This window comes from Dyadobacter bucti (genome assembly GCF_005869225.1).
Classification (GTDB): Bacteria; Bacteroidota; Bacteroidia; order Cytophagales; family Spirosomataceae; genus Dyadobacter; species Dyadobacter bucti.
In genome coordinates this window covers 363,559-388,239 of sequence record NZ_SWFP01000002.1, presented here as the reverse complement: position 1 = coordinate 388,239, position 24,681 = coordinate 363,559, and the positions used below count along the sequence as shown (strand labels likewise).

General features: G+C 47.4%; 15 protein-coding genes. 11 read left to right on the top strand and 4 right to left on the bottom strand.

The features are described from left to right. Nucleotides 1-2: 2 nt before the first annotated feature. The gene (locus FBF61_RS06890; RefSeq protein ID WP_138476468.1) at nucleotides 3-389 is read right to left on the bottom strand and encodes a hypothetical protein; all 387 of its coding nucleotides are present in this window, start codon (nucleotides 387-389) and stop codon (nucleotides 3-5) included. Nucleotides 390-421: 32 nt separating this feature from the next. Then, on the bottom strand, nucleotides 422-1,126 hold the full coding sequence (locus FBF61_RS06885) for an outer membrane beta-barrel protein (RefSeq protein WP_138476467.1): 705 nt from the start codon (nucleotides 1,124-1,126) through the stop codon (nucleotides 422-424). Nucleotides 1,127-1,368: 242 nt separating this feature from the next. Here FBF61_RS06885 and FBF61_RS06880 point away from each other — a divergent pair, with 242 nt between their 5' ends. The 6 genes from FBF61_RS06880 (at nucleotide 1,369) to FBF61_RS06855 (ending at nucleotide 5,698) form a co-directional block, all read left to right on the top strand. Continuing rightward, nucleotides 1,369-1,779 carry a VOC family protein gene (locus FBF61_RS06880; protein ID WP_138476466.1) on the top strand — a complete coding sequence of 137 codons (411 nt, stop codon included), beginning with the start codon at nucleotides 1,369-1,371 and terminating at the stop codon, nucleotides 1,777-1,779. A gap of 417 nt (nucleotides 1,780-2,196) precedes the next feature. Further along, nucleotides 2,197-2,748, top strand: a complete 552-nt coding sequence (locus FBF61_RS06875; protein WP_229214942.1) for a GFO_1088 family ECF-type sigma factor — start codon at nucleotides 2,197-2,199, stop codon at nucleotides 2,746-2,748. After that, nucleotides 2,732-3,523, top strand: a complete 792-nt coding sequence (locus tag FBF61_RS06870; protein WP_138476465.1) for a HEAT repeat domain-containing protein — start codon at nucleotides 2,732-2,734, stop codon at nucleotides 3,521-3,523. The genes FBF61_RS06875 and FBF61_RS06870 overlap by 17 nt, the downstream gene beginning before the upstream one ends. A gap of 37 nt (nucleotides 3,524-3,560) precedes the next feature. Then, nucleotides 3,561-4,343, top strand: a complete 783-nt coding sequence (locus FBF61_RS06865; protein WP_138476464.1) for a DUF4097 family beta strand repeat-containing protein — start codon at nucleotides 3,561-3,563, stop codon at nucleotides 4,341-4,343. Nucleotides 4,344-4,367: 24 nt separating this feature from the next. Continuing rightward, nucleotides 4,368-5,066 carry a DUF4097 family beta strand repeat-containing protein gene (locus FBF61_RS06860; protein ID WP_138476463.1) on the top strand — a complete coding sequence of 233 codons (699 nt, stop codon included), beginning with the start codon at nucleotides 4,368-4,370 and terminating at the stop codon, nucleotides 5,064-5,066. 416 nt (nucleotides 5,067-5,482) lie between these two features. After that, entirely contained in the window at nucleotides 5,483-5,698 is a 216-nt protein-coding gene (locus FBF61_RS06855; RefSeq protein WP_138476462.1) for a hypothetical protein, read from the top strand. Between the two features lie 722 nt (nucleotides 5,699-6,420). Here the strand turns inward: FBF61_RS06855 and FBF61_RS06850 are convergent. After that, nucleotides 6,421-8,772: an ABC transporter permease gene (locus FBF61_RS06850; protein WP_138476461.1), complete on the bottom strand. Its 2,352-nt coding sequence runs from the start codon at nucleotides 8,770-8,772 to the stop codon at nucleotides 6,421-6,423. A gap of 327 nt (nucleotides 8,773-9,099) precedes the next feature. Here FBF61_RS06850 and FBF61_RS06845 point away from each other — a divergent pair, with 327 nt between their 5' ends. From FBF61_RS06845 to FBF61_RS06830, 4 genes are all read left to right on the top strand, one after another. Further along, nucleotides 9,100-12,072 carry a glycosyltransferase family 117 protein gene (locus FBF61_RS06845; RefSeq protein WP_138476460.1) on the top strand — a complete coding sequence of 991 codons (2,973 nt, stop codon included), beginning with the start codon at nucleotides 9,100-9,102 and terminating at the stop codon, nucleotides 12,070-12,072. Between the two features lie 589 nt (nucleotides 12,073-12,661). After that, nucleotides 12,662-13,918 (top strand): ankyrin repeat domain-containing protein, encoded by a 1,257-nt coding sequence (locus FBF61_RS06840; RefSeq protein WP_138476459.1) that lies wholly within the window; start codon nucleotides 12,662-12,664, stop codon nucleotides 13,916-13,918. Nucleotides 13,919-13,991: 73 nt separating this feature from the next. Next, on the top strand, nucleotides 13,992-16,283 hold the full coding sequence (locus tag FBF61_RS06835) for a glycosyl hydrolase family 95 catalytic domain-containing protein (protein ID WP_138476458.1): 2,292 nt from the start codon (nucleotides 13,992-13,994) through the stop codon (nucleotides 16,281-16,283). 55 nt (nucleotides 16,284-16,338) lie between these two features. Next, complete coding sequence (locus FBF61_RS06830) at nucleotides 16,339-17,265, top strand: hypothetical protein (protein ID WP_138476457.1); 927 nt, start codon at nucleotides 16,339-16,341, stop codon at nucleotides 17,263-17,265. A gap of 1 nt (nucleotide 17,266) precedes the next feature. On the opposite strand, the gene FBF61_RS06825 is transcribed toward FBF61_RS06830, so the two are convergent. Continuing rightward, on the bottom strand, nucleotides 17,267-18,364 hold the full coding sequence (locus FBF61_RS06825) for an endonuclease/exonuclease/phosphatase family protein (protein WP_138476456.1): 1,098 nt from the start codon (nucleotides 18,362-18,364) through the stop codon (nucleotides 17,267-17,269). Nucleotides 18,365-18,704: 340 nt separating this feature from the next. Between FBF61_RS06825 and FBF61_RS06820 the strand changes: the two genes are divergently transcribed. Continuing rightward, on the top strand, nucleotides 18,705-24,674 hold the full coding sequence (locus FBF61_RS06820) for an FG-GAP-like repeat-containing protein (protein WP_229214941.1): 5,970 nt from the start codon (nucleotides 18,705-18,707) through the stop codon (nucleotides 24,672-24,674). Nucleotides 24,675-24,681 lie beyond the last annotated feature (7 nt).

The following is a 24,681-nucleotide window of genomic DNA, read 5'->3' as shown; positions in this document are numbered from 1 at the left end:
TACTAGTCACAAAAACATTCGCAAACTTTCTTACGAGGACCCGGTTTCAGGCGGAACTTTTGAATACTGAGCGTATCCAGGGCGTATGCTATTGTGAGCACAGAATCTGCCTCGGACATGTGGCCGGTTACTCTTAATGTGGTGTCAGCAAAGCCCGCGCCGGTAAAACTGCTGTAAACAGCGTCGGTGATGAAGATGCCTTTTTTATTCACGTTCAGCTGTGGCAAAGTAAGGTGTGAACAACACATGCCGCTCAACCTGTAACCGTTCTCATACGGTGCAAGCTCGACGCAATCCTGCGACCAAACGTCCAGGGGAAGTACTTTATCTTTTACGCGACAACCTGCCAGCATTAGTCCCAAAATAAAAAACGCATGTACTTTCTTCATAAATGGTGGTGCGGAATTTGTTTTAAAAATTGTTAAAAGATCCGGTATGAAATTCCAAAACGCAAATAACGCGAATAAATTTCCCGGTCTGCTCCGATTAAATCTCTCTGGTAGTTGATCAATCCATGAAAATAACCGGCGCTCAAAGCAACTTTTTTATATCCGACCGAGACTCCTGCCACCGGGCCCAAATCGAATTTGGTGTTGATCCTGTGATTGGGTCCTTTCTGGTCGATCGTATTGTGTTGTTCTTCTACGATCGCGTGGTATTGGCTGCTTAGAATATAACCTCCGTTTAAGCCCGCGGTTAAATCAATGTGTATGTTTCCAGTATGGAGGCGATATCCTAAATATGGATTGAGCTGCACTACGCTATTACTGGCGACAACTTTTCCGTGAGCTGGTCTGTTACCGACGATACTTGCGGTGCTTGTGACGTCTGCTTTGGAAGAAAGCCTGTCGAAGCCCAGTCGTACGCCCATGATAAAACTGTTTTTTGTGATGGTCTGCATCTGCGTATGCAGCCCGTAAGATAACCCGCTTTGCTTTCCGAAAACATCCTGGACATAATGCGGCTCGGATAGTACGTCGCTTACAGATACGCCCGTGGCAGAAGCCGCAGACTTGCCGCCGTAGGAAAACAGTCCGGAGCTAAGCTGAACGAGATACTCAGTGGTTTGTGCAAAAGTGCGACCTGCTGATGTGCAGATAAAGAGTATGAGTAAGACTTTCTTCATGGCTAGATAAGGGGTTGGTGGATTTGCCGTAGCTTGTTTGTACACCGTTGGAGACATAACTAAGGGGCTGATCGTTGCATTGCCGGGACGAAGTTTTCATTTATTTACTGAAACGTCTCTGATAGGGCCTCAGCTATATGTTCAGCGATTGTCGCAATCAGCCCCCTAATTTGCCGCATTCATACAACATCATGTTTTCATGACGGTTGTAAGTTTGCAAAGTCAACTTAAACCTTAAAAACATGGCGACTAAAATCTTTGTTAACCTGCCCGTTAAAGACCTTAACCAGACGGTAGAATTTTTTACTAAGCTGGGATTCACATTCAATGCCCAGTTTACGGATGAAAACGCTACGAGTATGATTATCAGTGATGATATATATGTAATGCTGCTGGTGGAGAAATACTTTCAGACTTTTACCAAAAAGGAGATTGTCGACACATCAAAAGCAGCGGAGGCCATCATTTGTCTGTCAGCGGACAGTCGGGAAGAGGTGGATGCACTGGTAGATAAGGCATTTGCAGCTGGTGCAAAATCATCAAGTGAAACGCAGGAATACGGCTACATGTACGGACGCGGTTTCGAGGATATCAACGGGCATTTGTGGGAAGTTATGTGGATGGACCCGGGTGCTGTGGAGCCTCAGGCCTAAAAATATATGAAGCCCGTGAGCGATGAATCTGCTCACGGGCTTTTTTGTTAATCTGTTTAAGGCTCTTGAACGCGTTGATCATAGCAGCTGTCATCGCATGGCCTGCGCGCTTCCCTTTCAGCATTTTAAAGTCAGCATTTCCGGCGCGCCGGGTTCCATATAGTTTAAGTTCCTGTCGCCACTGGCCAGGCTATTGCTCGACGTACAGATCGACACCACGATGTGCCTGAAGTCACTTCCGTAATTCTTCTGTAACTCATCACCCATCGCAAAAGGAAGAGCATCCTGCCTACCCGCTGACCGTTGTAGGTTTGGTTTTGCAGCAGCTGCGCGATCCGGTTATCATGTTCATGCTGTTTGTTAAAGGAAATTTCATCATATACCCGAAGGCCTCGAAAAAAAATATTTCATCTTGTAATGTTTTCACGGTCCGGTCGTCTTGTCACTGAAATGGAACTTAAAGCCTTTAACCAACGCATACTTCCCGTACAAGGCCGGCTTTTCCGGTTGGCCCAGCTATTCCTGCGCAGCCGGGAGGAAGCAGAGGATGCCATACAGGATGTGCTATTGCGGCTGTGGACGAACCGGCAACAGTTGGAATCTTACAATAGCATTGAGGCGCTTGCGGTGCAGATGACCAAGAATATCTGTCTTGATAGGCTGAAATCGCATCACCATAAAAAAATGACAAAAGATGCGGATTTGGTGAGCATGGAGGCTGATGACGTTTCTCCTTATCAGCAGGCGGAACTGTCGGACAGCAATCAGCTTATGCTCCGGCTGATCGGAGCACTTCCCGAGCAGCAGAAGCTGATCCTTCACTTGCGGGACGTGGAGGAATATTCATTTGAGGAACTTGAACAGGTTACCGGGTTGAGCATCAATAATATCCGGGTGATCCTGTCGCGGGCCAGGCAGAAGTTGAGGGAGAATTATTTAAAAGTAAACGACTATGGATCAGGATATTGAAAAGTTGCTGGACAGATATTATGAGGGAGAGACAACATTGGAAGAAGAAAGACAGCTCAGGCAGTTTTTTCAGGGGAACGACGTCCCTGCGCATTTACAGAGCCATACCGCACAGTTTTCCTATTTTGCCGAAGCCCGGGATCAGCATCCTTCCCTGGCTTTTGCAAACGAGCTGGCCGCCCGGCTTGACCCTCCGAAAAAAGGCCGCGTACGCAGGCTTACCAGCTGGATCGCGAGAATAGCGGCAGGGCTGGTACTGCTGATCGTAGGGTTTGCGGGCGGAATGCTATACTACGGATTCCAGGCCTCGGGAAACGGTGGGAACATTGCCTTGTCCGGGCGTGACCGGGAATCGGTTGCGGAAATGAAAAAAATGCTTGATTTTGAGCAGAGGGCAGTCACCTCGGCGAGCGAACGTATCCATGCAGTGAACCAGAGTTATGAGCTGTCAGATGTGGACCGAAATATCACGCAGCTGCTCATCAACACCCTCAACTTCGATCCGAATATCAACGTCCGCCTCGCGGCTGGTCAGGCTTTGCTTCGCTTTGTCAATGAGCCCGATGTAACCGAGGCGCTTATCCAGTCACTGGAAATCCAGTCGGAGCCTAACGTGCAGATTATGCTGATAGAAGCGCTGACAGGCATTCGGGAGCAACGTGCGGCAGGCCAGTTCCGGCGGATGGTAAAGAATCGGGAGGTACTTGATGTTGTACGCCTGAAAGCAGAGGAGGGGCTGGACCGCCTCGCCCGCCAGGAAAACCCTTCTTCGTAAACACAATTTTTACACTTTTTTATTTTAAACAAAATCCATGAAAAAGTACTTAATGCTCAGTCTGAGCCTGTTTTCAGGTATCATGGTTGCCCATGCCCAGGAATTCAAAACCAAGCTAGCGAATACCAAAGACCGCAAAGTTGTCATTGAGATGTCGGGGAGTGACATCAAAGTCGAAGGCCATAACAGCGACGAAGTAGTGATCACAGCGTCTTCGGGTTTTGAAGCACCTCCCGAAAGGGCAAGAGGTCTTAAACCGCTTTATTACAGCGCAGTGGACAACTCCGGTGTGGGTCTGTCGGTTACGACGGAAAACGGTGTGCTGAAAATCGAGAAGGCTTCACGCAAACAGGTGAAATATACTGTGAAGCTGCCCAGCAAAGTATCGGTACTGTATCAGGAAACCAACTGGCAGGGCGGGTCGGGGATTTCGATAAAAGACATGGATGGCGACCTGGAAATACGCACCAACACCGCTTCTATCAACCTGGTCAACGTCACTGGTCCGGTTGTAGCCAATAGCACCAGCGGCGAGGTCAAAGTGGTTTATTCAAACCTGAATCAGGAAAAACCTACGGCCATATCCACCGTGAGCGGGGCAATCGACGTTTCGCTGCCAGCTTCTGCAAAATCCAGCCTAAAGCTCAGATCGATCAATGGAGAGATGTACACAGATTTTGACCTGGGAACAAAAAGTGCGAAAGACGGGCTGTCGAAAGTAGGAGGTGGAAGGAACATCGAAGGTACTACAAACGGGGGAGGGGTTGAGATCCAGCTTAATACCATCAGCAGTGACATATTCATCCGCAAGCAAAAGTAGTTGTTCCTAAACGTTTCAGATACGATGAAAAACATAACGATATTCCTTTTTATAGCTTTGCTGGCTAGCCCTGTCTTTGCGCAAAAGATCATAGAGAAAAAGCTTACCTATTCGTCCGGGCAGCTGGTTAACCTGGACCTGAAGTTCGCTGACAGCATCCGTGTGAGGTATTGGGACAAAGCCGATGTTTCGGTCCGGATTAAGGTAGAAATAAATGGAGGGAAACTGAATGACGCGCTGCTGGTCACCAGCAATACTACTGGTGAAGAGGTGATGCTCAAAACCGATTTTGACCAGGAGATGATGAAAAACGGGAAAAAAGAAGATTGTCCGAAAGAAAGCAGCACATGGGGCAGCGACAACAATGGACAGAAGTATTACGTATGCAGTGAAATTAATTATGAAGTGTGGCTGCCACGTCAGGCACGGCTGAAACTCGAGACCATCAATGGTAACATCGAGATTGAAGGGGCATCTGCGGAAGTGTTTGCGAAAACGATCAGCGGGCACGTGGACATGAGCTGGCCCAAAAGCAAAGGCGCCAATGTCGCTATGAAGACGATCACGGGCGAAGTTTATTCCGATCTTAAAATCGATTTCAAAAACAAGAAGCAGAAAGACCCCATCGTAGGGTACCTTTTGGAAGGTACGTTTAATGGGGGAGGACCGGCTCTGAAGCTGGAATCTATCAGCAATAACGTGTATTTACGGACAGCCAACTGAATAAAAAGTCGTCCCGGAATGTGGTGAAAAAGGAGCTCCTAATCGGGGCTTTTTTTGTTTTCCGTCAGAAGAATTCTTGGGAAAATACATTTTGTAGCGTTCTGAAACAGTGGATATTAAATTCCGGTTACAAAAAAAATGAAATTCTTGGTTGCTGTTTCGTAGCTGGTGTTTTTTGACGCAGTGGCGGGGATTTGACACGGTTTTATAGAAGAAATTTAGGCTTTTGTGCAAAGTGTGAAATTTGCCAAAAGTTGCCCCCAGTTACGGATAGTTATACCCTAAAATAAGCCAGGATCACCACAAAAATGATAGTCTGTTAAAAACGAACTATTATACTTGCATTCAGTAAAGCGAACAATTTTTTGATTTACGATTAGAATTATCCTATTTGTGTAATTGCCAAAAACCTTCCGATGAAAACACAAGCCAATGTGGTAGAAGAAATTAACAGACTGCTTGCTGACTATCTTCGCGAGATCGAAAATTCAGATCTTAAGCCTTTGTCCGCGCAAGTCTATCAGGTACAATCCAAGAACTTTGTAAGGTGGATTAAGGATGAATTCACTCCGGGAGAAGTCAAAAAATCAAAAAGAATGCTGCAAGAAAAATCCGACTCCGACAGGGCCTGACGAAAGCTCTCCCCAGCGCTTCGTTTTACACGAAAGTTTACGTGCGGTTTTTTCGAGAAAAACTGGCGTAAATCCCTCCTCTCTCTCTCTCCTTCCCAAAACATTAAAACCTTCCTCAGGTTAAAAGTCCATCTCCCAATTGTGTTGCACATCCAGGCCGATTGTACCCGGCATTGGATGTGTTTTTTTATGTGTAAGAATTACTACTACACGGCTATCGTATACACATCAAAGTAACCGGTATGCGAGCTAATTTTTTTTATACTGAAATTGAAAAACCGGAGAATCGTGATGGCGGTAATTACTTCATTTAGCCACATTTGCATCTTTATTTCCTAAAAAATAAAGGAAAAACCACATGTCATAATTTTTCTACGCTATTTTTTCTTGATAAAGAACTAATTTTGAAACGTTTTCAAACTGTTTTGATGGATCGACAATTTAGTTTAACGCTTTTATTGATAGACAATACAAGTAGTTCTAATTTGTTGGAAAACAAAAAGTTGATAAACACTCCTGCCCAAATCATGCGTTTTAAAGTATTATCAACATTTGTTTTCCGGGAAAATGGAAAAGACAATTACTTATCGGACAGAATGCGCGAATCTGCCGTTTCTTAGCGCCTTGCTCTTCACCGTCGTTGCAGGTTCTTTGACGTGGGTTATGATCTTTTACAGCTGTTATTTGCTGTTCAAAGCTTGGTAGTCCCGTGAAGAAGTCTCTCATTCGGTCTGCAGAGACTTGACAGGATTCATGAGAGCCGCCTTGATGCTCTGGAAACTAACCGTGAACAAGGCAATAAACAGTGCCGCAGAGCCCGCGAGAACGAAAATGCCCCAGGTAAGATCAATGTGGTAGGCAAAGCCGTTCAGCCATTTGTTCATAATGTACCAGGAAACGGGACATGCCACTGCAAAAGCGGCCAGGACGAGTTTTATAAAATCTTTTGAAAGCAGTGCAATGACGCTGGCCACATTGGCACCCAGAACTTTTCTGATACCAATCTCTTTAGTGCGCTGCTCTGCTGTAAATGCAGCAAGGCCTAGCAGTCCGAGACAGGAAATGAGAATAGCCAGGAACCCGAAGTACCGGATGAGCGTGTTCACGATCATTTCCGAACGGTACATCCGTTCATAATCTTCATCCAGGAAATGGTAGGAGAACGGATAGGCGGGATTGAATTTCCGGGTTGTTTTTTCCAGATGTGCAATCGCGTCTGTGGTTCTTCCGGACTTGGCTCTGACCATTATAAACTCGGTATTCAGGCCTTTGTAGCTTACAAGTATCAATGGTTTGATCGCTGAATGAAAGGAGTTGAGATGAAAATCCTGCATCAGTCCGACAATTGTTCCGTTGCCCATCCAGAATTTTACCTGTTTTCCGACAGGATCCTTCATTTTCATCAGTTTTGCGGCAGCCTCATTGATGATGTAATTCGCCGTATCCGCCGCAAAATCCTTCGAAAAGTCACGGCCGTCCACCATTTTGATGTTCATGGTTTTGGCAAAATCATAACCGACGAAAGTGGCATGTACGGTATTGTCGATATCCTTATCGCGGCCTGGCCAGTCCAGGTCACCGGAATTACCAACGATGTTGGTCGGGATTGAACCGGTAGTAGTGGCGGCCAGCACAGACGGAGAATTGATGACTTCCTGCCTGAATGCTTCAAGTTTGTTGTACAAGTCGCCTTCGATCGGGATGTAAAGTACATTCGATTTATCCAGTCCCAGGCGTTTTGTCTGGATGTAGTTCATTTGTCTGCCGATGACAATCATACCGACAATCAGGAAAACCGATAATCCAAACTGGAATATTACGAGGCCTTTTCTCAAAAAAGCGCTGCTGTCGCCGATGCCAAGCTTACCTTTTAAAATGCGTACTGGCTGCAGCGCGGAGAGATACAATGCCGGGTAACTTCCTGCAACGAAGCCAGTAATGATAATCAGCCCGACTACGGAAAACCACAAAAAAGGATCGGATGCGGTAAGGTCGATCTTTTTCTGGACCACATCATTGAATACGGGCATCAGACTGTAAACAAAAATGAGCGACAGCATGGCAGCCAGTCCGCTCACGATCAGCGATTCCCCTATGAACTGCATGACAAGGTATTTCTTTTCTGCGCCAACAACTTTCCGCACACCAACTTCCTTGGCCCTGTTCACAGACCTCGCGGTAGCAAGATTCATAAAGTTGACACAGGCAATGAGCAGCATAAATATGGCCACGATCGAAAACACCCGTACATATTCGATCCTGCCGCCAGTTGCTTTCAGACCTTCATATTCGGAATATAGGTATGCATCCTTCATAGGCTGAAGTACCGGGAAACTGGTGAGCTGCGGCGGGCAGTTCTTTTTGATCACTTTCTGCATTATTTTTTCAGCGAGAACGGGATCGGCTTTCGGGTTGAGCAGCACATAGGTTTTGAAACTATAGTTTCCCCACCATTTCATCCAGTCCTGCTCATGCACTTTAAAATTGGCAACCCATTCGAATTGCTCAGAAGAATTCGACGGAACATCCTCAAAAACAGCACTGACCATGAATTCCTTCGCATTGTCCAGTTTCAGCGTCCGGCCGATGGCGTTGGCCGTGCCGTAGAATTTTTCAGCCATCTTACGTGATATGGCAATAGATGTCGGCTGTTCAATTGCTTTTCCGGGATTGCCCGCCACAAATGGCAACCCGAATACTTTAAAAAAATCCTTCGTTGCATATATCCCGTTTTCCCTGGTTGTTTTTTCGCCTACTTTCACCAAAAGTTCCTTGTCCCACGTGATTTTGGTTACTGCTTCTATTTCGGGTACTTCTTTCTCGAAGGATTCGGACCAGGGACCCGATGTCACCATTCCTACGGAATATGTTCCCTTCCATTCCGAGCCCGCACGTACCAGGTACATATTTTCAAGCTTTGGGTAGAAGTGGTTGAACGACAGCTCATCTTTGACCCAAAGCCAGATCAGGAGGCTGCACGACATGCCCAGGGCCAGTCCGAATACGTTGATAAAGGAAAACAGCTTGTTTTTTAACAAACTCCTGACAGCGATCTTGAAGTAGTTCTGTAACATGGTGTTGGGTGTTGGATAAGGCCGTAGTGGCTGAAAATGCCTTTTTTTTATTTCTGGTAAATATGCGTACCAGAAACCAAACTTAATCCTAATGTATTGGATAGTAGTTAATTATATACTTTTCGTTGATTGTAATTGTTCGTTTTTGAACAATCAACCCGCGTTAGCGGACGATCGCCCTGATCTTCGGGTAATGTGGCGCGGCAGTGATGTTAAAGAAAGTTAAGAAGGCGGTTTTACCGCGTTTAGTTAACGTTTTTTATGATTTTCCGCTCCAGCTGATTGATGCTGTTTGGATAGTTTTGGGGCATACCAAACTCATCCGATATGATGCATTTTAAACGATGGAACAACATCGCCGGCTGGTCGATGTTTGCAATAGCATTCATTACTTACGCACTTACGATGGAGCGCACGGCCAGCTTCTGGGATTGCGGTGAATTCATTGCGTGCGCTTTCAAACTTCAGGTGCCGCATCCGCCGGGCTCCCCTTTATTTCTGCTCATAGGGCGTATTTTCTCACTTCTCGCTTTTGGTAACCTTACGAAAGTAGCATACTGGGTTAATATGGTTTCCGTGCTGAGCAGCGCATTCACGATCCTTTTTTTGTACTGGACAATTACATTGCTGGCACGCAAACTGATCGGAAAAGCTGAGCTTGATTGGAACAAAACGGACGGTATGCTGGTCATCGCCTGCGGCGTCATTGGTGCGCTGGCTTACACCTGGTCGGATTCTTTCTGGTTTTCGGCCGTAGAGGCGGAGGTTTACGCACTGTCTTCATTTTTTACGGCTATTGTGATCTGGGCTGTTTTTAAATGGGAAAGTATTTCTGATCCTGCGACAGAAAACCGGTGGCTGATCTTTACGGCTTATCTGGTCGGGATTTCCATCGGTGTGCACTTGCTGAACCTGGTGGCGATACCGGCGCTAGCACTGGTGTATTATTTCAAAAAATATCCGAAACCGACTGTTTTTGGCGGTACTGTGGCATTTCTTTCGGGGCTTATTATCCTGGGTATCATCAATTCGGGCATTATACCGGGCCTGCCCGAGATTGCCGGGAAATTTGAGATATTCTTTGTGAACACACTTGGATTTCCCTACACCTGGGGCATCGTGTTTTTTATCGTTCTGTTTCTGGGCACGCTGGTCTGGGGCATCCGGTATTCGCAGCGGGCCGAGAAAGTGTTACTCAATACTGCATTGCTCAGTTTTGCATTTGTGCTGGTGGGGTATTCCTCTTATATCATGGTGCTTGTGAGGTCGGAATACAATCCTCCGATCAACGAGAATGACCCCAGCAATGTCCTGCGTTTCGTTTCTTACCTCAAAAGAGAGCAATATGAGAACCGGCCGCTTTTGTATGGGCCAACCTTTATCTCAAACCCGATCAGCCAGAAAAGGGGCGCGCCGATTTACCGCAAGCAGGATGGGAAGTACGTAATTACCGATTACAGGCCCGAATATGAATATGAGCCGACAGCCCACATGCTCTTGCCGAGGATGTACAGCTCCCAGCCCGGCCACCCGGAACTCTACCGGCAAATGACCGGACTGGCAGAAGGGCAGAAACCGGGCATGAAGCATAACCTTTCTTTTATGTTCTCCCACCAGATCGGGCACATGTACTGGCGTTATTTTCTCTGGAATTTTGTAGGCCGGGAAAGCGACAGGGAAGGGGCCGGAACTTTGCTTCCCTGGCAGCTGGCTGGATCTTTTCCATCTTCTGTTACCCAAAACCGCGGACACAACAATTTTTACATGTTGCCTTTTCTGCTTGGGCTCGCGGGCATTGTTGGTATGTACAGCAGGAGAAAAAAGGACCTTGTGGTTACCGGATTATTGTTCATCCTGACAGGCGTAGCACTCGTTATTTACCTGAATTCACCCCCTTCCGAACCACGGGAAAGAGACTACATCTACGTGGGGTCCTATTATATTTTCTGTATGTGGATAGGCTTCGGCGTGCTGACTATTGCAGGCGGTTTGCGAAAAATAATAAAGACGGAAAATATGCAGGTAGCCTTTGCAACCACGCTGAGCCTCTGCGTTCCTGTTATGATGGTGGCCAAAGGCTGGGATAACCAAGATCGCAGCAACCGTTACCATTCTGTGGATTTTGCCCGAAATATTCTGAGTGGTTGCGCGCCCAATGCGATTTTGTTCACTGGTGGCGATAACGATACTTTTCCGCTCTGGTATGTGCAGGAAGTGGAAGGTTTCAGAAAAGATGTGCGCGTCTGTGTTCAGACGTTTTTAGGGACAGACTGGTATATCCGCCAGCTGAAACGTAAAATAAACGATTCCGATGCGCTGCCGTTTTCGCTGGATACCGATGCCTATGCGAGCGGTAAGAATGAATTTGTTCCGTTCTACGAAATTCCCTCGGTCAAAAACGGCATTAATCTCAAAGAATACCTGGAACTGATCAGGCAGGAAAATAAAGCCATACAGGTACCGCTGACGAGCGGGGATATGACGGCTATTTTGCCATCACCAATTTTGTTCCTTCCTGTTGATTCGGCTCGGGTTAAAAAATCTAACATTGTTAAAAATGATCTTTTACCCTATCTGGGCGACTCTATGAGCTGGAATATCGGGGAAAAGAATCTGTACAAAGGCGACCTGGTGATGCTGGATATCATCGCGAGCAATGACTGGAAAAGACCCATTTATTTCTCTTCTACGATGGGTACCTCGCACAACCTGGGGTTGCAGGAATATCTGCAGCTGGAAGGATATGTGTACCGCCTGCTTCCGGTGCGGGTGGAGGGTGCCGCCGACGGATATGTGAATACGGATGTGATGTATGATAACATGATGAACAAAATGTCGTGGCGGGAAATGAACAATCCGAAAACGTATTATGACGACACTTATCTGGGTGCGCCCGTAGCCAGTGCGCGAATCGCATTTCTCAGGCTTGCAGGGCAGCTTATTGCCGAAAAGCGGCTGAATGAAGCTCGGAATGTGGTGAACCGCGCGATGACTGTAATGCCGGACGATACCATTCCTTTCGACCAGTTTTCGGCGGGATTTGTCGGGATGCTGTTCGATGTTGGGGAAGACAAAAAAGCGCTGGATTCGGCAAAAACAATGGCAATCCGAGCAGATGAAAACCTGACCTGGGCCAAAGAAAATGGGGTAAAAGGGAGGGATGTAAATGTAGACCTCTATATTCTTCAGACCATTGCCAGGGAATGCCGCAACGCGAAACAGGTAGATGCGGCAGACAGGTATGACTCTATCTTTGAAAAACATCTGGTGGCGTTCAATATGAACAGCCGGGAAAACTGAGCATCGGGAGATCTTAAAATGCAATTGTCATGGAATCAGCACGTTCCATGGCAATTGCATTTCGTGTCTTTGCACTAAAAAATATTATCTCCGCTCCCGCAAATTTCCGGTGCCGACCACGTGTCCGAACCGAAAACTAAACTTTCGGAATATGTTTGAAATATTGTTTTTCCAGTTATTTTTATGGTATATATTGGTGTAATTTGAATTGTGTCGCCTGAACATTTTACCGCGTAAACTCACGTTCCTTTACATGAATAAATTTCTGCATCCAGCCATCACTTCATCTCTTCGAACACATTCGCCAGGGCCAGAAAACATGGATCGCAATCCTGTTTCTTTTGGCTTTTCCGTAAGCATTGATCCCAAGTTATTATTGTTTTCATTGTCGTCCCGACTTTACCAGCCCTGCGTCGGCAGAGGTAAGCGCCTGCCGGGCCAGGTTAACATTTAGTTTTTATCTAACAACACGTACAGACGAAGTCAGCGACGGACATTCTATCTTAACAGAACATGATTTGTTTGGTTTTTTAAGTCGGAAAAAAATCGAGGACGCAATTACCTTTCACAAATCATAAATTCACAGGTTATGGAAACCTCAGACGTTACCCCGATAGAAAATGGCGAGACTTTGACATACTTCGAAAACAGGGCTCAGAAATTGTTTGAATCCTGCCGCGCGGTAGACACCACCACCATTCAGCATGTCAGAAAATACCACCCCGACCCGGCGAAGCTGGCGGAGCTCAACAAGCCTGTTACACATTTTGAGATAGGGGATGCCCGGCTGGTAGTTGCGCGGGAGCACGGTTTTGAAAGCTGGGAAGTGTTTTGCAGTCATGTGCAGGCTCTTTCAGAAGACAATTCCGTTGTTAAGCAGTTCGAGCGCGCAGCAGATGCAATTGTATCAGGGGACATAGATACGCTCGCGACATTGCTCAGCAAAAATCCAGCTTTGACAAAAATTCGCTCCGACCGTATGCATAAGGCTACGCTGCTACATTACATAGCCGCGAACGGTGTCGAGAATTTCCGGCAGCATTCTCCGGGAAATGCCGTCGATATCTGCAAAATGCTTCTGAAAGCAGGAGCAGAGGTGGATGCTTTGGCGGAGGTATACAACGGGAACCATGGTTCCACACTGGATTTGCTTGTTTCAAGCGTTCATCCTGCCAAAGCAGGCGTGCAGGCGGCTCTTGTTGAAGTGCTTCTGGACTTTGGAGCGTCGGTCGATGGTGTCTGGCACGACGGCTCTCCGTTGATCACCGCCCTCGCTTTTCACTATGCGGATGCGGCCGAAACCCTCGCCCGACGGGGCGCAGCGGTAGATAACATTGTCGTGGCAGCAGGGCTCGGAAGAGATGACCTCGTGGAAAGTTTTCTGGAACCCGACGGCAGCCTTAAACGTGGCGTCCCTTTGCTCAATGTTCCCTGGATACCTGTAAATACACCCGCAGAGAATCTCAAGCTGGCTTTGGTCTGGGCGGCGATGCATAACCGTAACCATATTGTGGAGTTGCTGCTCTCAAAAGGGGTAGACCCGGCTTCATCTGATAAGAGGGGATGGACTGCACTGCATTGGGCAGCTTTCAATGGCTATGCAGATACCGTTCAATTGCTGATCGATGGGAAAGCTCCGCTCGAGGCGCACAATGAATACGGAGGCACGGTGCTGGATCAGGCTGTATGGGTAACTTCCCATGGCGAACTTGATGAGGCGCATCTGGATGTGATTCAGCTGCTGGTGAACTGCGGGGCAAAAATTCATGGCTGGTGGCTGCTCAACAGTTTACATCCTCCGCTCGACGACCGGGTGATACAGATACTGGAAGCAGGTAAAAAATAATTTTATAAACAATCCGGAAATTCGGGTGACCAACATATATTTCAGGCGTATTACATTAAGTATTCGAAAATCTATGCAAAAAATCATACTGACTGTCTTTGGATTGCTTCTGTGTGCCAATGTGCTTTCACAGCCACTCGCCAAACATGATTTGCAAAGCAACAGGCTTGCCAATGTCTGGGACGAAGCTATTCCGCTGGGTAATGCTACAGTCGGTGCGCTGATCTGGCAAAATAGCGAAAAGCTGCGTTTCTCTCTGGACAGGGCAGATATCTGGGATATGCGTCCGATGGCCGGCCTCCACCGGAAAGAGTTTAGTTATCAATGGGTGCAGGGCCAGGTCGCGAAAAAGGATTACAAACCTGTTCAGCAATTTTTTGATGCTCCTTATGATAGGGAACCTGCACCTTCCAAAATTCCGGCTGGTGCATTGGAGTTTGCGATCAATGATGCGGCGAAAGTAAAATCCGTCAACCTGTCCGTTTCAAAGGCCTTATGTGAAGTGGAATGGGAAAGCGGCATGAAGCTGAAAACTTTCGTCCATGCTATCGAGCCGGTTGGCTGGTTCCGTTTTGAAAACTTAAAAGCCGGGTTGATGCCTGACCTTGTTGCGCCAAAGTACCAGGGCAAAATTGAAGAAGGAGGGGCGGTCAACTCGCTGGTGGGAGACGACTTGGCCAGGCTGGGCTATAAGCAGGGTTCTGTGACGAAACAAAAGAACAGGATTGTTTATGAGCAGGAAGGATGGGGAGGTTTTAAATATCAGATCACGGTTCAATGGAGTGATGTTAAAAACGGCGTGATGGAAGGTGTATGGAGTATTTCTTCCCAATATCCGGACCAAAAAGTAAGTCCGTCTTCTTCTGCCGTTACTGAGCGTGCATTGTTGCGCGGCTATACAAAAGATTACGCGAGCCATAGTGTCTGGTGGAATAAATTCTGGGCGCAGTCGTCACTGAGCGTACCGGATACAACGCTCGAAAAACAATGGTATCTTGAACAATACAAATTCGGATCGGCCGCCAGGAGAGGGGCGCCGCCTATTTCGTTACAGGCAGTCTGGACGGCGGACAATGGCCGCATCCCGCCGTGGAAAGGAGATTTTCACCACGATCTGAATACCCAGCTGAGTTACTGGCCAAGTTACAGCGGAAACCATCTGGAAGAAGGGCTGGGCTATTTCGACCATCTGGATGCCAATCTTGAAAATTATAAACGTTATACCAAATTATACTTCGGGACTGATGGGCTGGCGGTTCCGGGGGTGACAACATTGGACGGTACTGAAATGGGAGGCTGGATACAATATTCGCTTTCTCCAACGGTATCTTCGTGGCTGGCGCATCACTATTATCTGCAGTGGAGATATAGTATGGACCGTGATTTTTTAAAAAACCGTGCTTATCCGTGGTTCAGGGAGGTATGTACGTTTCTTGAAAATATTACCGTACCGGATAGCAGTGGGCTGAGAAAGTTACCGATCAGTTCCAGCCCCGAAATCAATGATAACAAGCTATCTGCATGGTTTCCAGAAAACACCAACTATGATCTCTCGCTGATGAAGTTTGCATTCAGCGGAGCCAAAGAACTGGCCGTGGAACTGGGGCTGACGAAAGACGCGGATCACTGGCAGGAGGTACTTTCCGAATTCGGAGATTATGCGGTTACGGAAAATAAAGAACTGATGTTTGCCGCTTCCCTGCCGTATAACGAGTCGCACCGGCATTTTTCCCATATGATGGCGATCCATCCTTTGAGCCTTATCAAATGGGAGGATGGAGCAGATGCACAATCGATCATCAAAAACTCGATTGAGAGACTTGAAAAGATCGGGCCGGATTATTGGTGTGGTTATTCCTATTCCTGGCTGGCCAACATGAAAGCCCGGGCAAAAGATGGGGAGGGCGCCGCCAAAAACTTATCGATTTTTGCTAAGGCGTTTTGTTTGCCAAACAGTTTTCATGTCAATGGCGATCAGACAAAATCGGGTCTTTCCAAATTTACCTACCGTCCGTTCACGCTCGAGGGAAATTTTGCGTTTGCTGCCGGATTACAGGAAATGCTCCTGCAGAGTTACGCGGGTTTTATCGAGATCATGCCGGCCGTTCCTGCCGACTGGAAAGAGGTTTCATTTAACAAACTGCGCGCGGAAGGGGCGTTTCTGGTCAGTGCAAAGAAAGTGAACGGCGTTATTTCAGAGGTAAAGATCGTAGCGGAGAAGGGTGGAGTTACAAGGTTGAAGCAGCCTTTTCAGAAATGGAAAATACAGTCAGCTTCCGGAGTTACAGCTGAAACACCCGATGAAGAATTTATCGAACTTAAATGTAAACCCGGAGGCACCATAATTTTGCAGCGCACACATTAGGAAAAATTTAGTTAAATGCTGAATTTTGGTTTTTTGAATACTATCACTTATACACATGCTTATACCACGGTTTCATCAGATCCGGTCGGTATCCTTATCGTTATTGCTTGCGCACGGGATATCAGGCCACGCCCAAAACACCCTGGAGTTCGTTCAGGACGGTACCTACAAGAGTCGTCAGGCACCGGTGCCCAAGGGGCCCACTTCCATCCCGCAGACATTGGATTTTTTTCTCAACCAAAATGGCGGAGCCGACATGAAAGCTGCATTTTCCGAGCCGCAATCCAGGCTTTCGGTTACGTTTAGCTTTGACGATCAATCCTATATCACTGTTCCCCAGCATGTTACTGGAATGACATTTGGGGCAACCTCCGGTGCCAGTACCAGCCAAGTAAAAGGTGTGGAAATTGTCAATACCAATTATCATTTCAAAGATTCCGGCGGAACTGTGTTCACCGCCCATCCCGAAGGTCCGGCCGGCAATGGATTCGATCCCGCAGTCAATGCTGGGCTGCAGATATTTTTATCTGCAAAGCCTTTGATGAATGCCCAGGCGCCCAAAACGGATACAAGCCGGTATTACTATGGCAAGCTGAGGATGCAGTTCAGCCGACCTGTGGACAATCCTGTCATTTCGCTGGCGGGATTAGGCGCTACCACTAATTTTTCCCAAAAACACCTAGGTTTTGCCACAGAGCTGGAATTGATAACACCCTCCGTATCTCTGCTCAAACTGTCGGGCAATGAAGAGATGGTGCTTGACGAGACAAAAACCAAAATCCTGCATTCAAAAAGCAGGATCGGGGGTGCTTGCGGTGGTGGCGCCGGATGCGGAAGTATATTGGTAGACGGTACGAAAATTACAAACCTCGTTTTTGCCGTATACCTGCGTACCGATGACGGGCCGGGAACCTGGGGAACAGAAAAGGTGACCAATTCAGGCGATACCTGGCACATTTCCGTTTCCATGGCAGAGCAGTAGTTTAAAGGTCAAAGTCTGCCCATACGAGATGATGGTCTGAGGCTTCCTCGGAAGTTTTGGTAACCGTGTCAAAAGGCTCCCAAGTCCTGGGATGATAAGAACCCCGCCGCTCAATACCCGTGTCCCGGAGCTTGTCACGCAATGCGGGCGACATGATCAGGTAATCGATTTTGTTGCCCGCAAGACCCGTCTGGAAAGTGCCGGGGCGATCGGTGGGGTAGTTGGGGTGCGAGATTACGTCAACGAATCCATCCGAAAACAGGGATTGCAGCGGCCTGCTGGCTGGGGTATCGTTCATGTCGCCGCCGATCAGAACGAAGTCTGTTCTTCTCAGTCCCTCTTTTGCGATTTTATTTACCTGCTCCGCCTGTTGCTGCCTGCGGTCCTGCGAATCCTGGTCGTTTCCGTTTCTTTTGGATTTGAGGTGATTGGGCATAACAACGAGCCGTTTGTCACCTGGAAGAATAATATCGAATTCAGGGCAGTCGCGGGAAAAAATTTTGTTCCCGGCGTCATCCGCGTCATCTACATGGCTTCTGATTTCAACGATCGGGAATTTGCTGAAAATTCCCAGGTCAATACCCCGTTCATCATTTCCGTCAATCACCATCACGTGCGGATATGCTGCATCAAACTCCGTTTTAAGCACCTGGTCGTTGAACCGGTTCAAAGTAGGGCGGTTTTCTACTTCCACGGCAATGAGAATATCCGGGCTCACTTCGCTGATGACCCGCCCGGAATTGTACGTAGCCTTCCAGCTCACATCTTCACGCCTTAATTCAAACCAGCCGACCCAGTCGCCACGTCCGTTTGCGACAACCTGCACGGGTGCATTCTGAGGTTTGCGGAAGAGCTTGCCACGTATTTTCTGCAATTGCACCAATGCATTTTTGGGTGCATTCAGAAGATGCCATTTGTATTTTTCACTTAGTGCCGCGAGCGTAGCCTTGTCTGCGTCGGAATAAACATCTTTGGAAACAATGGCGTTTGCGGTTGCATGGTCTTCAATAGCCTGCCGGCCGTTCGCGTCATCATCCTGGTTCATCGCGACCGGTCGCGTGAAAAGGTTTTCGAGATTAAATGTAGCGATCCTTATCATGGAGTTTGTTGTTTGAAATAGTGTAACTGTTTTATAATCAGCTAAAATTAAAAACAACTTCCCTGGGAAGAACTACCGTTAGATTAAATTTGTGTTACGTTAAATTGAAGAAAGGAGTCGATTATTTTGTTTGATATCCCTGTCAGTTATCGACTCAATTGGTTAAAAATTTGATCGCGACGAGGCCAATGAGCGTGAGCGTTTTCCTGGATTGCGCTATATTCTCCGATCGTATATCCATACCTGCCGGAGAATAATTGACTGCCTTTTGAGTAATTGTCGGTAAGTAATAATCAATAGGTTTACAAGAGTTACACATACTGACTGTAAGCCTTTGACAATGACACACCGCTATTTTTCATGGAGTTATGCCTCCATGTTACTCCTTTCTTTCTGCATTTCTTTTGTAGCCGATGCGCAGCTTGCCGACTACTCGGCCATTTACACAAATGCGAATTTTAGCAAAACGATCGACCTGGCCAGGCCGGTGGGTAGTATTCCCGCATCTGCCAATGTAATCTTGGGCGCTGCAACCTATTCTATTCCCATAAATGTTCCGCCTGGTACCAATGGAATTGCTCCGTCGATTTCCCTCGAATACAATTCGATGGGCGGAGGTGGCCTGATTGGAATGGGCTGGGGGATTTCCGGACTTTCGGTGATCAGCAGAATTCCATTGACGGTGTATCACGACGGAGCGGCTGGCGCAGTCGAGCTGAACACCAATATGCGTTTTGCACTGGATGGTAACCGGATGATGTTGGCTTCGGGCAACAACGGTGGTAACGGAGCTACTTATCAGACTGAAAATGAAACGTTTGCTTCCATTACTTCTTATAGCGGTGGTCTTCCCAGTGTCCCGGGCTGGTTTAAGGTTGTATCTAAAGATGGTGTCGTGATGGAATATGGTAACACTGCCGATTCCAAGCTAAGAGGTAATAATTTTTCAGATGGGAATATATTTCTGGCCGATTATGCACTTTTCTGGAGGCTCAATAAAATACAGTATCCGGATGGTAATTACATTGAATTTAAGTACGACAATACACTCGGAGAATGCCTGGTTACCGAAATCGACTATACCGGAAATGCAGCAGCCAATCTTGTTCCCTACAATAAAATCAAGTTTGAATATAAAAAACGGATAGACAGCAACGTCCAGCTGGAAGCCGGCTCTTCTATCGGGGGAGATCATTTGCTGGATAAGATTACTATCACAACTGAATCACTGGCTCAAACCTGTGGTACCTATCAGTTTAAATACGCATCGGATGATATCAATTCATTTTTAAAAGAAATCATACAGTCCGGAAGCGATGGTTCGGTGCTTAATTCGACGATTTTTAAGTACGGCGAGTTGCCTCTGCCATTTTCGCCAAGTCAGTCTGATGTGGTTCAGGGCGAGGAGTCAGACCGCTTTATCGGGGATTTCAATGGAGACGGGCATGCGGATTTTCTTTCTGTGGCCAGGAAAGTTCAGGGTCAGCATGTCTATCATACCAAGTTCTCTATTTATACCAAAGAACTGACTTTCCTTGGGTCACCGGACAATTACTACTTAGGCGGGCTAAAGAATCTTCCTCTAAATAATAGTTTTGTAAAGCCCTTTTACATTCCTCAGGCCACAAAATGGGTCGCCAGCGATTTTACCGGAGACGGCGCCGATGATATTCTGGCCTACAACGCCCCGGTCGCAGGGGCTAACCGGGTACTCAACAAAGTTGTCATTTATAAAAGTGTCCAGAATCCCGACTGGCAAACGGACGGAACCGGTTTTCCGATTCTCCTGGATTCCGTTTTTATCAACCCTCCGGCTAATTATAACAAATTACATCCCAGCGACAGGTCGATATTTGCTGCCGACCTCAATGGCGACGGGGTGCAGGATATCCTGACCATGCTGGGCAACAATGCCAATGCTTTTGCCGCGCACCTATACTACGGCAATGTCTCAGCCGCGCTGGAAACAGTGAGCATCAATGGCGTTTCATTCTTTAATATCAACAGCTGGCCCGCCGCCGACCAGATCCAGTTTCTCGACTTCAACGGGGACGGTAAAGGCGATCTGATGGTGATCAAGGACAACAATTGCGAGATTTTTACTTTCGAAGGCCTCACGGCGCGGAGGATCTACTTTTCCACTTTCCCTACCAAAAACCATTTGATCTATCCGGGTGATTTTAATGGCGACGGGAAAACAGACCTGCTTGTCAGAAACTCAGTTGGAGGGCTTTGGGCCAAAGCATTATCATCGGGCAAAAGTTTCTGGCAATCGGGCTTCACCTTTCAGCACACGCCCAATCCGGATCTCTTTACTGGCGATCAACTTGCGGTTGCAGATTTTAATGGGGATGGCAGATCGGATATTTACCATGGCTGGCAACAGTCGGCTGCATTGGCTAACATCGATATGTATTACAGCCCAGGATCGGGTTACAAGCATATCCAAAGCCAGTTTGCCGGTTCGCTGGGAGCGCCTCCGCCAGCCATGGGCGACATGAATGGCGACGGGCGTATGGATATTGTGAATACCACCAGTTACCTCGACGAGCTTGATTTCTTCTATTTCAAAAAGGAAGGCAAAGAATTACTACTAGAAAAAGTGGCAATCGGTACGGGCCATGTCACAGAATGGAATTATAAAAAACTGACTGACGCAGGCGACTTTTACAAACAGGGCGGGCTGACCTCTTACCCTGTCAATAATATTCAGAAGCCCATTTACGCGGTCGCAGATTTCAAGTTACAAAATGGCATTGGTGGCTATTCTCAATCGCAGTACCGTTATGAAGAAGCGAAGCTGCACCGGGCGGGAAAAGGCTTCATGGGTTTCAAAAAAATTACCTTAGCTGACCTTGCCAGCGGAATGACCACAGTTTCTGAAAATGAGTTCAGCGGAACATTTTATGTGGCTGCGCCCAAAAAGACCAGTAACTATCTCACGGCAGGCAACATGCTGCTTTCGGAAATCACCAATACCAATGAATTCATTAGCTTAGGGGGCAAACGTTTTTTATACAGGCTGAAAAGCACCTCTGAAAACAATGTATTCGAAGGAAGGACGGCCACGCTGGTCAATGATACGTTTGACAATTTCGGCAATGTTACCAAAAGCAAAGCCAACAACAACAACATTGAAACCACGGTTACGAGCACCGTTTTCGGCGCATTTCCTGCAGGAGTGCCCAACAAACCGACTTCTGTCACTGTAACCACAACCCGCACCGGACAGCCCGCTTTTTCTACTGTCACCAGTTATGGTTACAATCCGCTCGGCCAGCTGACATCCAAAACTGATTTTTCGGGTCAGCCCAAAAGTGTTACCACGGGATATGAATATTTCCCGCTCGGGAATCTTAAAAAAACAACGGTTACCCCCTCTGGTATGGCGGCCAGGAGCACATCGGCCATCTATGACCCAAAAGGCAGGCTGCCGGTATCGACCACCAATGAACTTGGTCAGACCGCTTCCGTGACATACGATTATAAATGGGGAAAACCGCTGACCGTCACCGGAATCGACGCATTGACAACGACTTACGAATACGATGCATTTGGCAGGACAAAAAAGACCATTCTGCCACAAGGCTATAATTTTACGGAAGCATACGGCTGGGACCTAGCCAACGGAGCAGTTTGGTACAAACTGCTTACGCACCCTGGCAAACCGGACGTGAAAACCTGGTATGACCTGCTGGACCGGGAAATCAAGACGCAAACGGAGGCTTTTCCGTCAGGATGGATCACGCAAAGCCGGACTTACGATGCCAGGGGCAATGCTGCTACTGCCACGCAGCCGTATAAAACGGGAGAAGCCGTGCTCACCACCACAACCCAATATGACAACTACAACCGTCCGTCCGTCATCAGTAACAGCGGACCTTTCGGTACAACGACCATCGGATATGCCTACTCCGGCGGCAAACTGACCACTACAACATCCACACCTGCAGGAAATTCTTCCAAAACAACCGACGCTACCGGGCAGGTCACCAGTGCTTCGGACGACGGCGGAACGCTGACGTACACTTATTATAGCCACGGCGGCCTGAAAGAAGTGAAGGACGATCAGAAAACCATTACAAGCAGCGAGTACGATGTGTATGGAAGGCAGACAAAGCTTATCGACCAGAATGCAGGCGCGACCACTTATGATTATGATGCATTGGGCCAGCTGGTGAGCCAGACCAACGCCAACAATAAGACGCACACCTTGACCTATGATCTGCTTGGACGGAACACCGGCAGAAGCGGCCCCGAAGGCAATACAGTGTATGAATATTATCCTGCGGGCAGTGGCGCAGCTGTCAATCAGCTGAAGAAAGTCACCGGTTTCGCGGGAAATCTCGAAGAATACACCTACGACAATTTCGGCCGTTTGAAAACCACAAAAGAAACCGTCGATGCGGTTGCCTATACCACCACTTACGGATACGATAACTACAACAATGTCACCTCGGTGCTGTATCCTTCCGGTTTTGGCACCAACCATGCTTTTGATGCCAACGGTTACCCGGTCACCATCAAAAACGCCAACAATTCGGTCACCCTGTACACCAACACGGGTATGAACGGGCTCGGGCTGAACACGGCTTACACTTTAGGAAATGGTAAAACTTCCACGATCAATTACAATTACGGCACGCCCACACAGTATACTACCGCCGGTGTGCAAAACCTTGAACTGATCTGGGATTATCCAAAAGGGAACCTTACCAAAAGAAAGGATGGGATCAAAAACAAGGAAGAAAGCTTTGCTTATGACAATCTGAACCGACTGCTGTCTGCCACGGTAACCGGCAAGGCACCGTTCACAGTTACCTATACGCCGTCGGGCAACATCAGTTCCAAGAGCGATGCAGGTCAGACTTTTACATATCATCCGACCAAATCCAATGCCCTGACCGGGATTGTTTCCCCCACCACGGCGATACCGATACTGACGCAGGACATTACCTACACAGCATTTAACCAGCCCGAAAAAATAACAGAAAATGGCTCCGGACAACCATACGAACTCACTTACACTTACGGGGCGGACTATCAGCGGCTGAAAGGTGTCATGAAAAAGAACGGCGCGCTGATCAACACCCACTATTATCTGAGCGGCAGCTATGAAAAAGACGTTACGCCTGGCCTTGCCGACAAGCACATTCATTACATAGGTTCTCCTGCCGGCCTCACCGCCATGGTGATCCGCGAAAACAACGTCGACCAGTTCTATTACACCTATACAGACCATCTTGGGTCATTGCTGACCCTCACCGCAGCGAACGGAACCGTGCTGCTCGACCAGAACTTCGACGCCTGGGGCAGGCTCCGCAACCCCGCCGACTGGACATTTGTAAACGTTCCGGCGCCAACAAGCTATCTCTACCGCGGCTTCACCGGCCACGAGCACCTCACGAACTTCAACCTCATCAACATGAACGGCCGCATGTATGACCCCGTAGTGGGGAGGGTTTTGAGTGTAGATAATTATGTGCAGGATCCTTATTCAACACAATCGTACAATCGTTATAGTTACGTGATGAATAATCCGTTGAAGTATACGGATCCGAGTGGGGCGACTTGGAAGAGTAAGTTTGAGAATTGGATTAGTGAGCAAAATCCGCTCTTGCGCTCTACAGTTTTTCTGCCAACGCTGATAATGCTTAACCCAGCTGTTGGCGTGATTGACGCGACCACTTTAGGAGGATTTTCGACAGGTTTTGCGCAAAGAGGGTTTGAAGGGGGTACCAATAAGGTGAAAAATTTCCTTCAAATTCTTGGCGGGCAATTCGCGGGGGATGGAGGTCAGATCGCTAGTCGACATTTGTCCGAGCCACTACAGAATTCATTTGGCTTAGGCTTTGGGATTTTTTATAACAACATCGATCCGGATTTGGATGTTGATTACTTTGAAGGGGCAACGGTGGTGCGTGGCTCCACAATATTTGACCGAGATGCTGTTACTATAGGATCTCACATTTTTGGGAATCGAAATGACATCACTAAGCCTTTTTTAGGCAACAATCTACTTTTGCATGAATATGGACACTATTTGCAAAGCAAAGAGAATGGGCCTATCTGGATCAATAAATATGGGCTTCCAAGCCTTATATCAGCAGCCGGTTCAGGTGATCATGATGATTTGTGGGTAGAGCAAGATGCCAATAGACGGAGCTTTGAACATTTCGGTACAAGGACTAGAATTTCAGCAGGATGGGATTTTATTAATTTTCCACTCGGGAATATTAAAGCAAAAAAATGGACTGATCTATTCCGATTTATTTTTGACCCGCTCGCCATAAGTAGATATTACAAATAAATAAAGG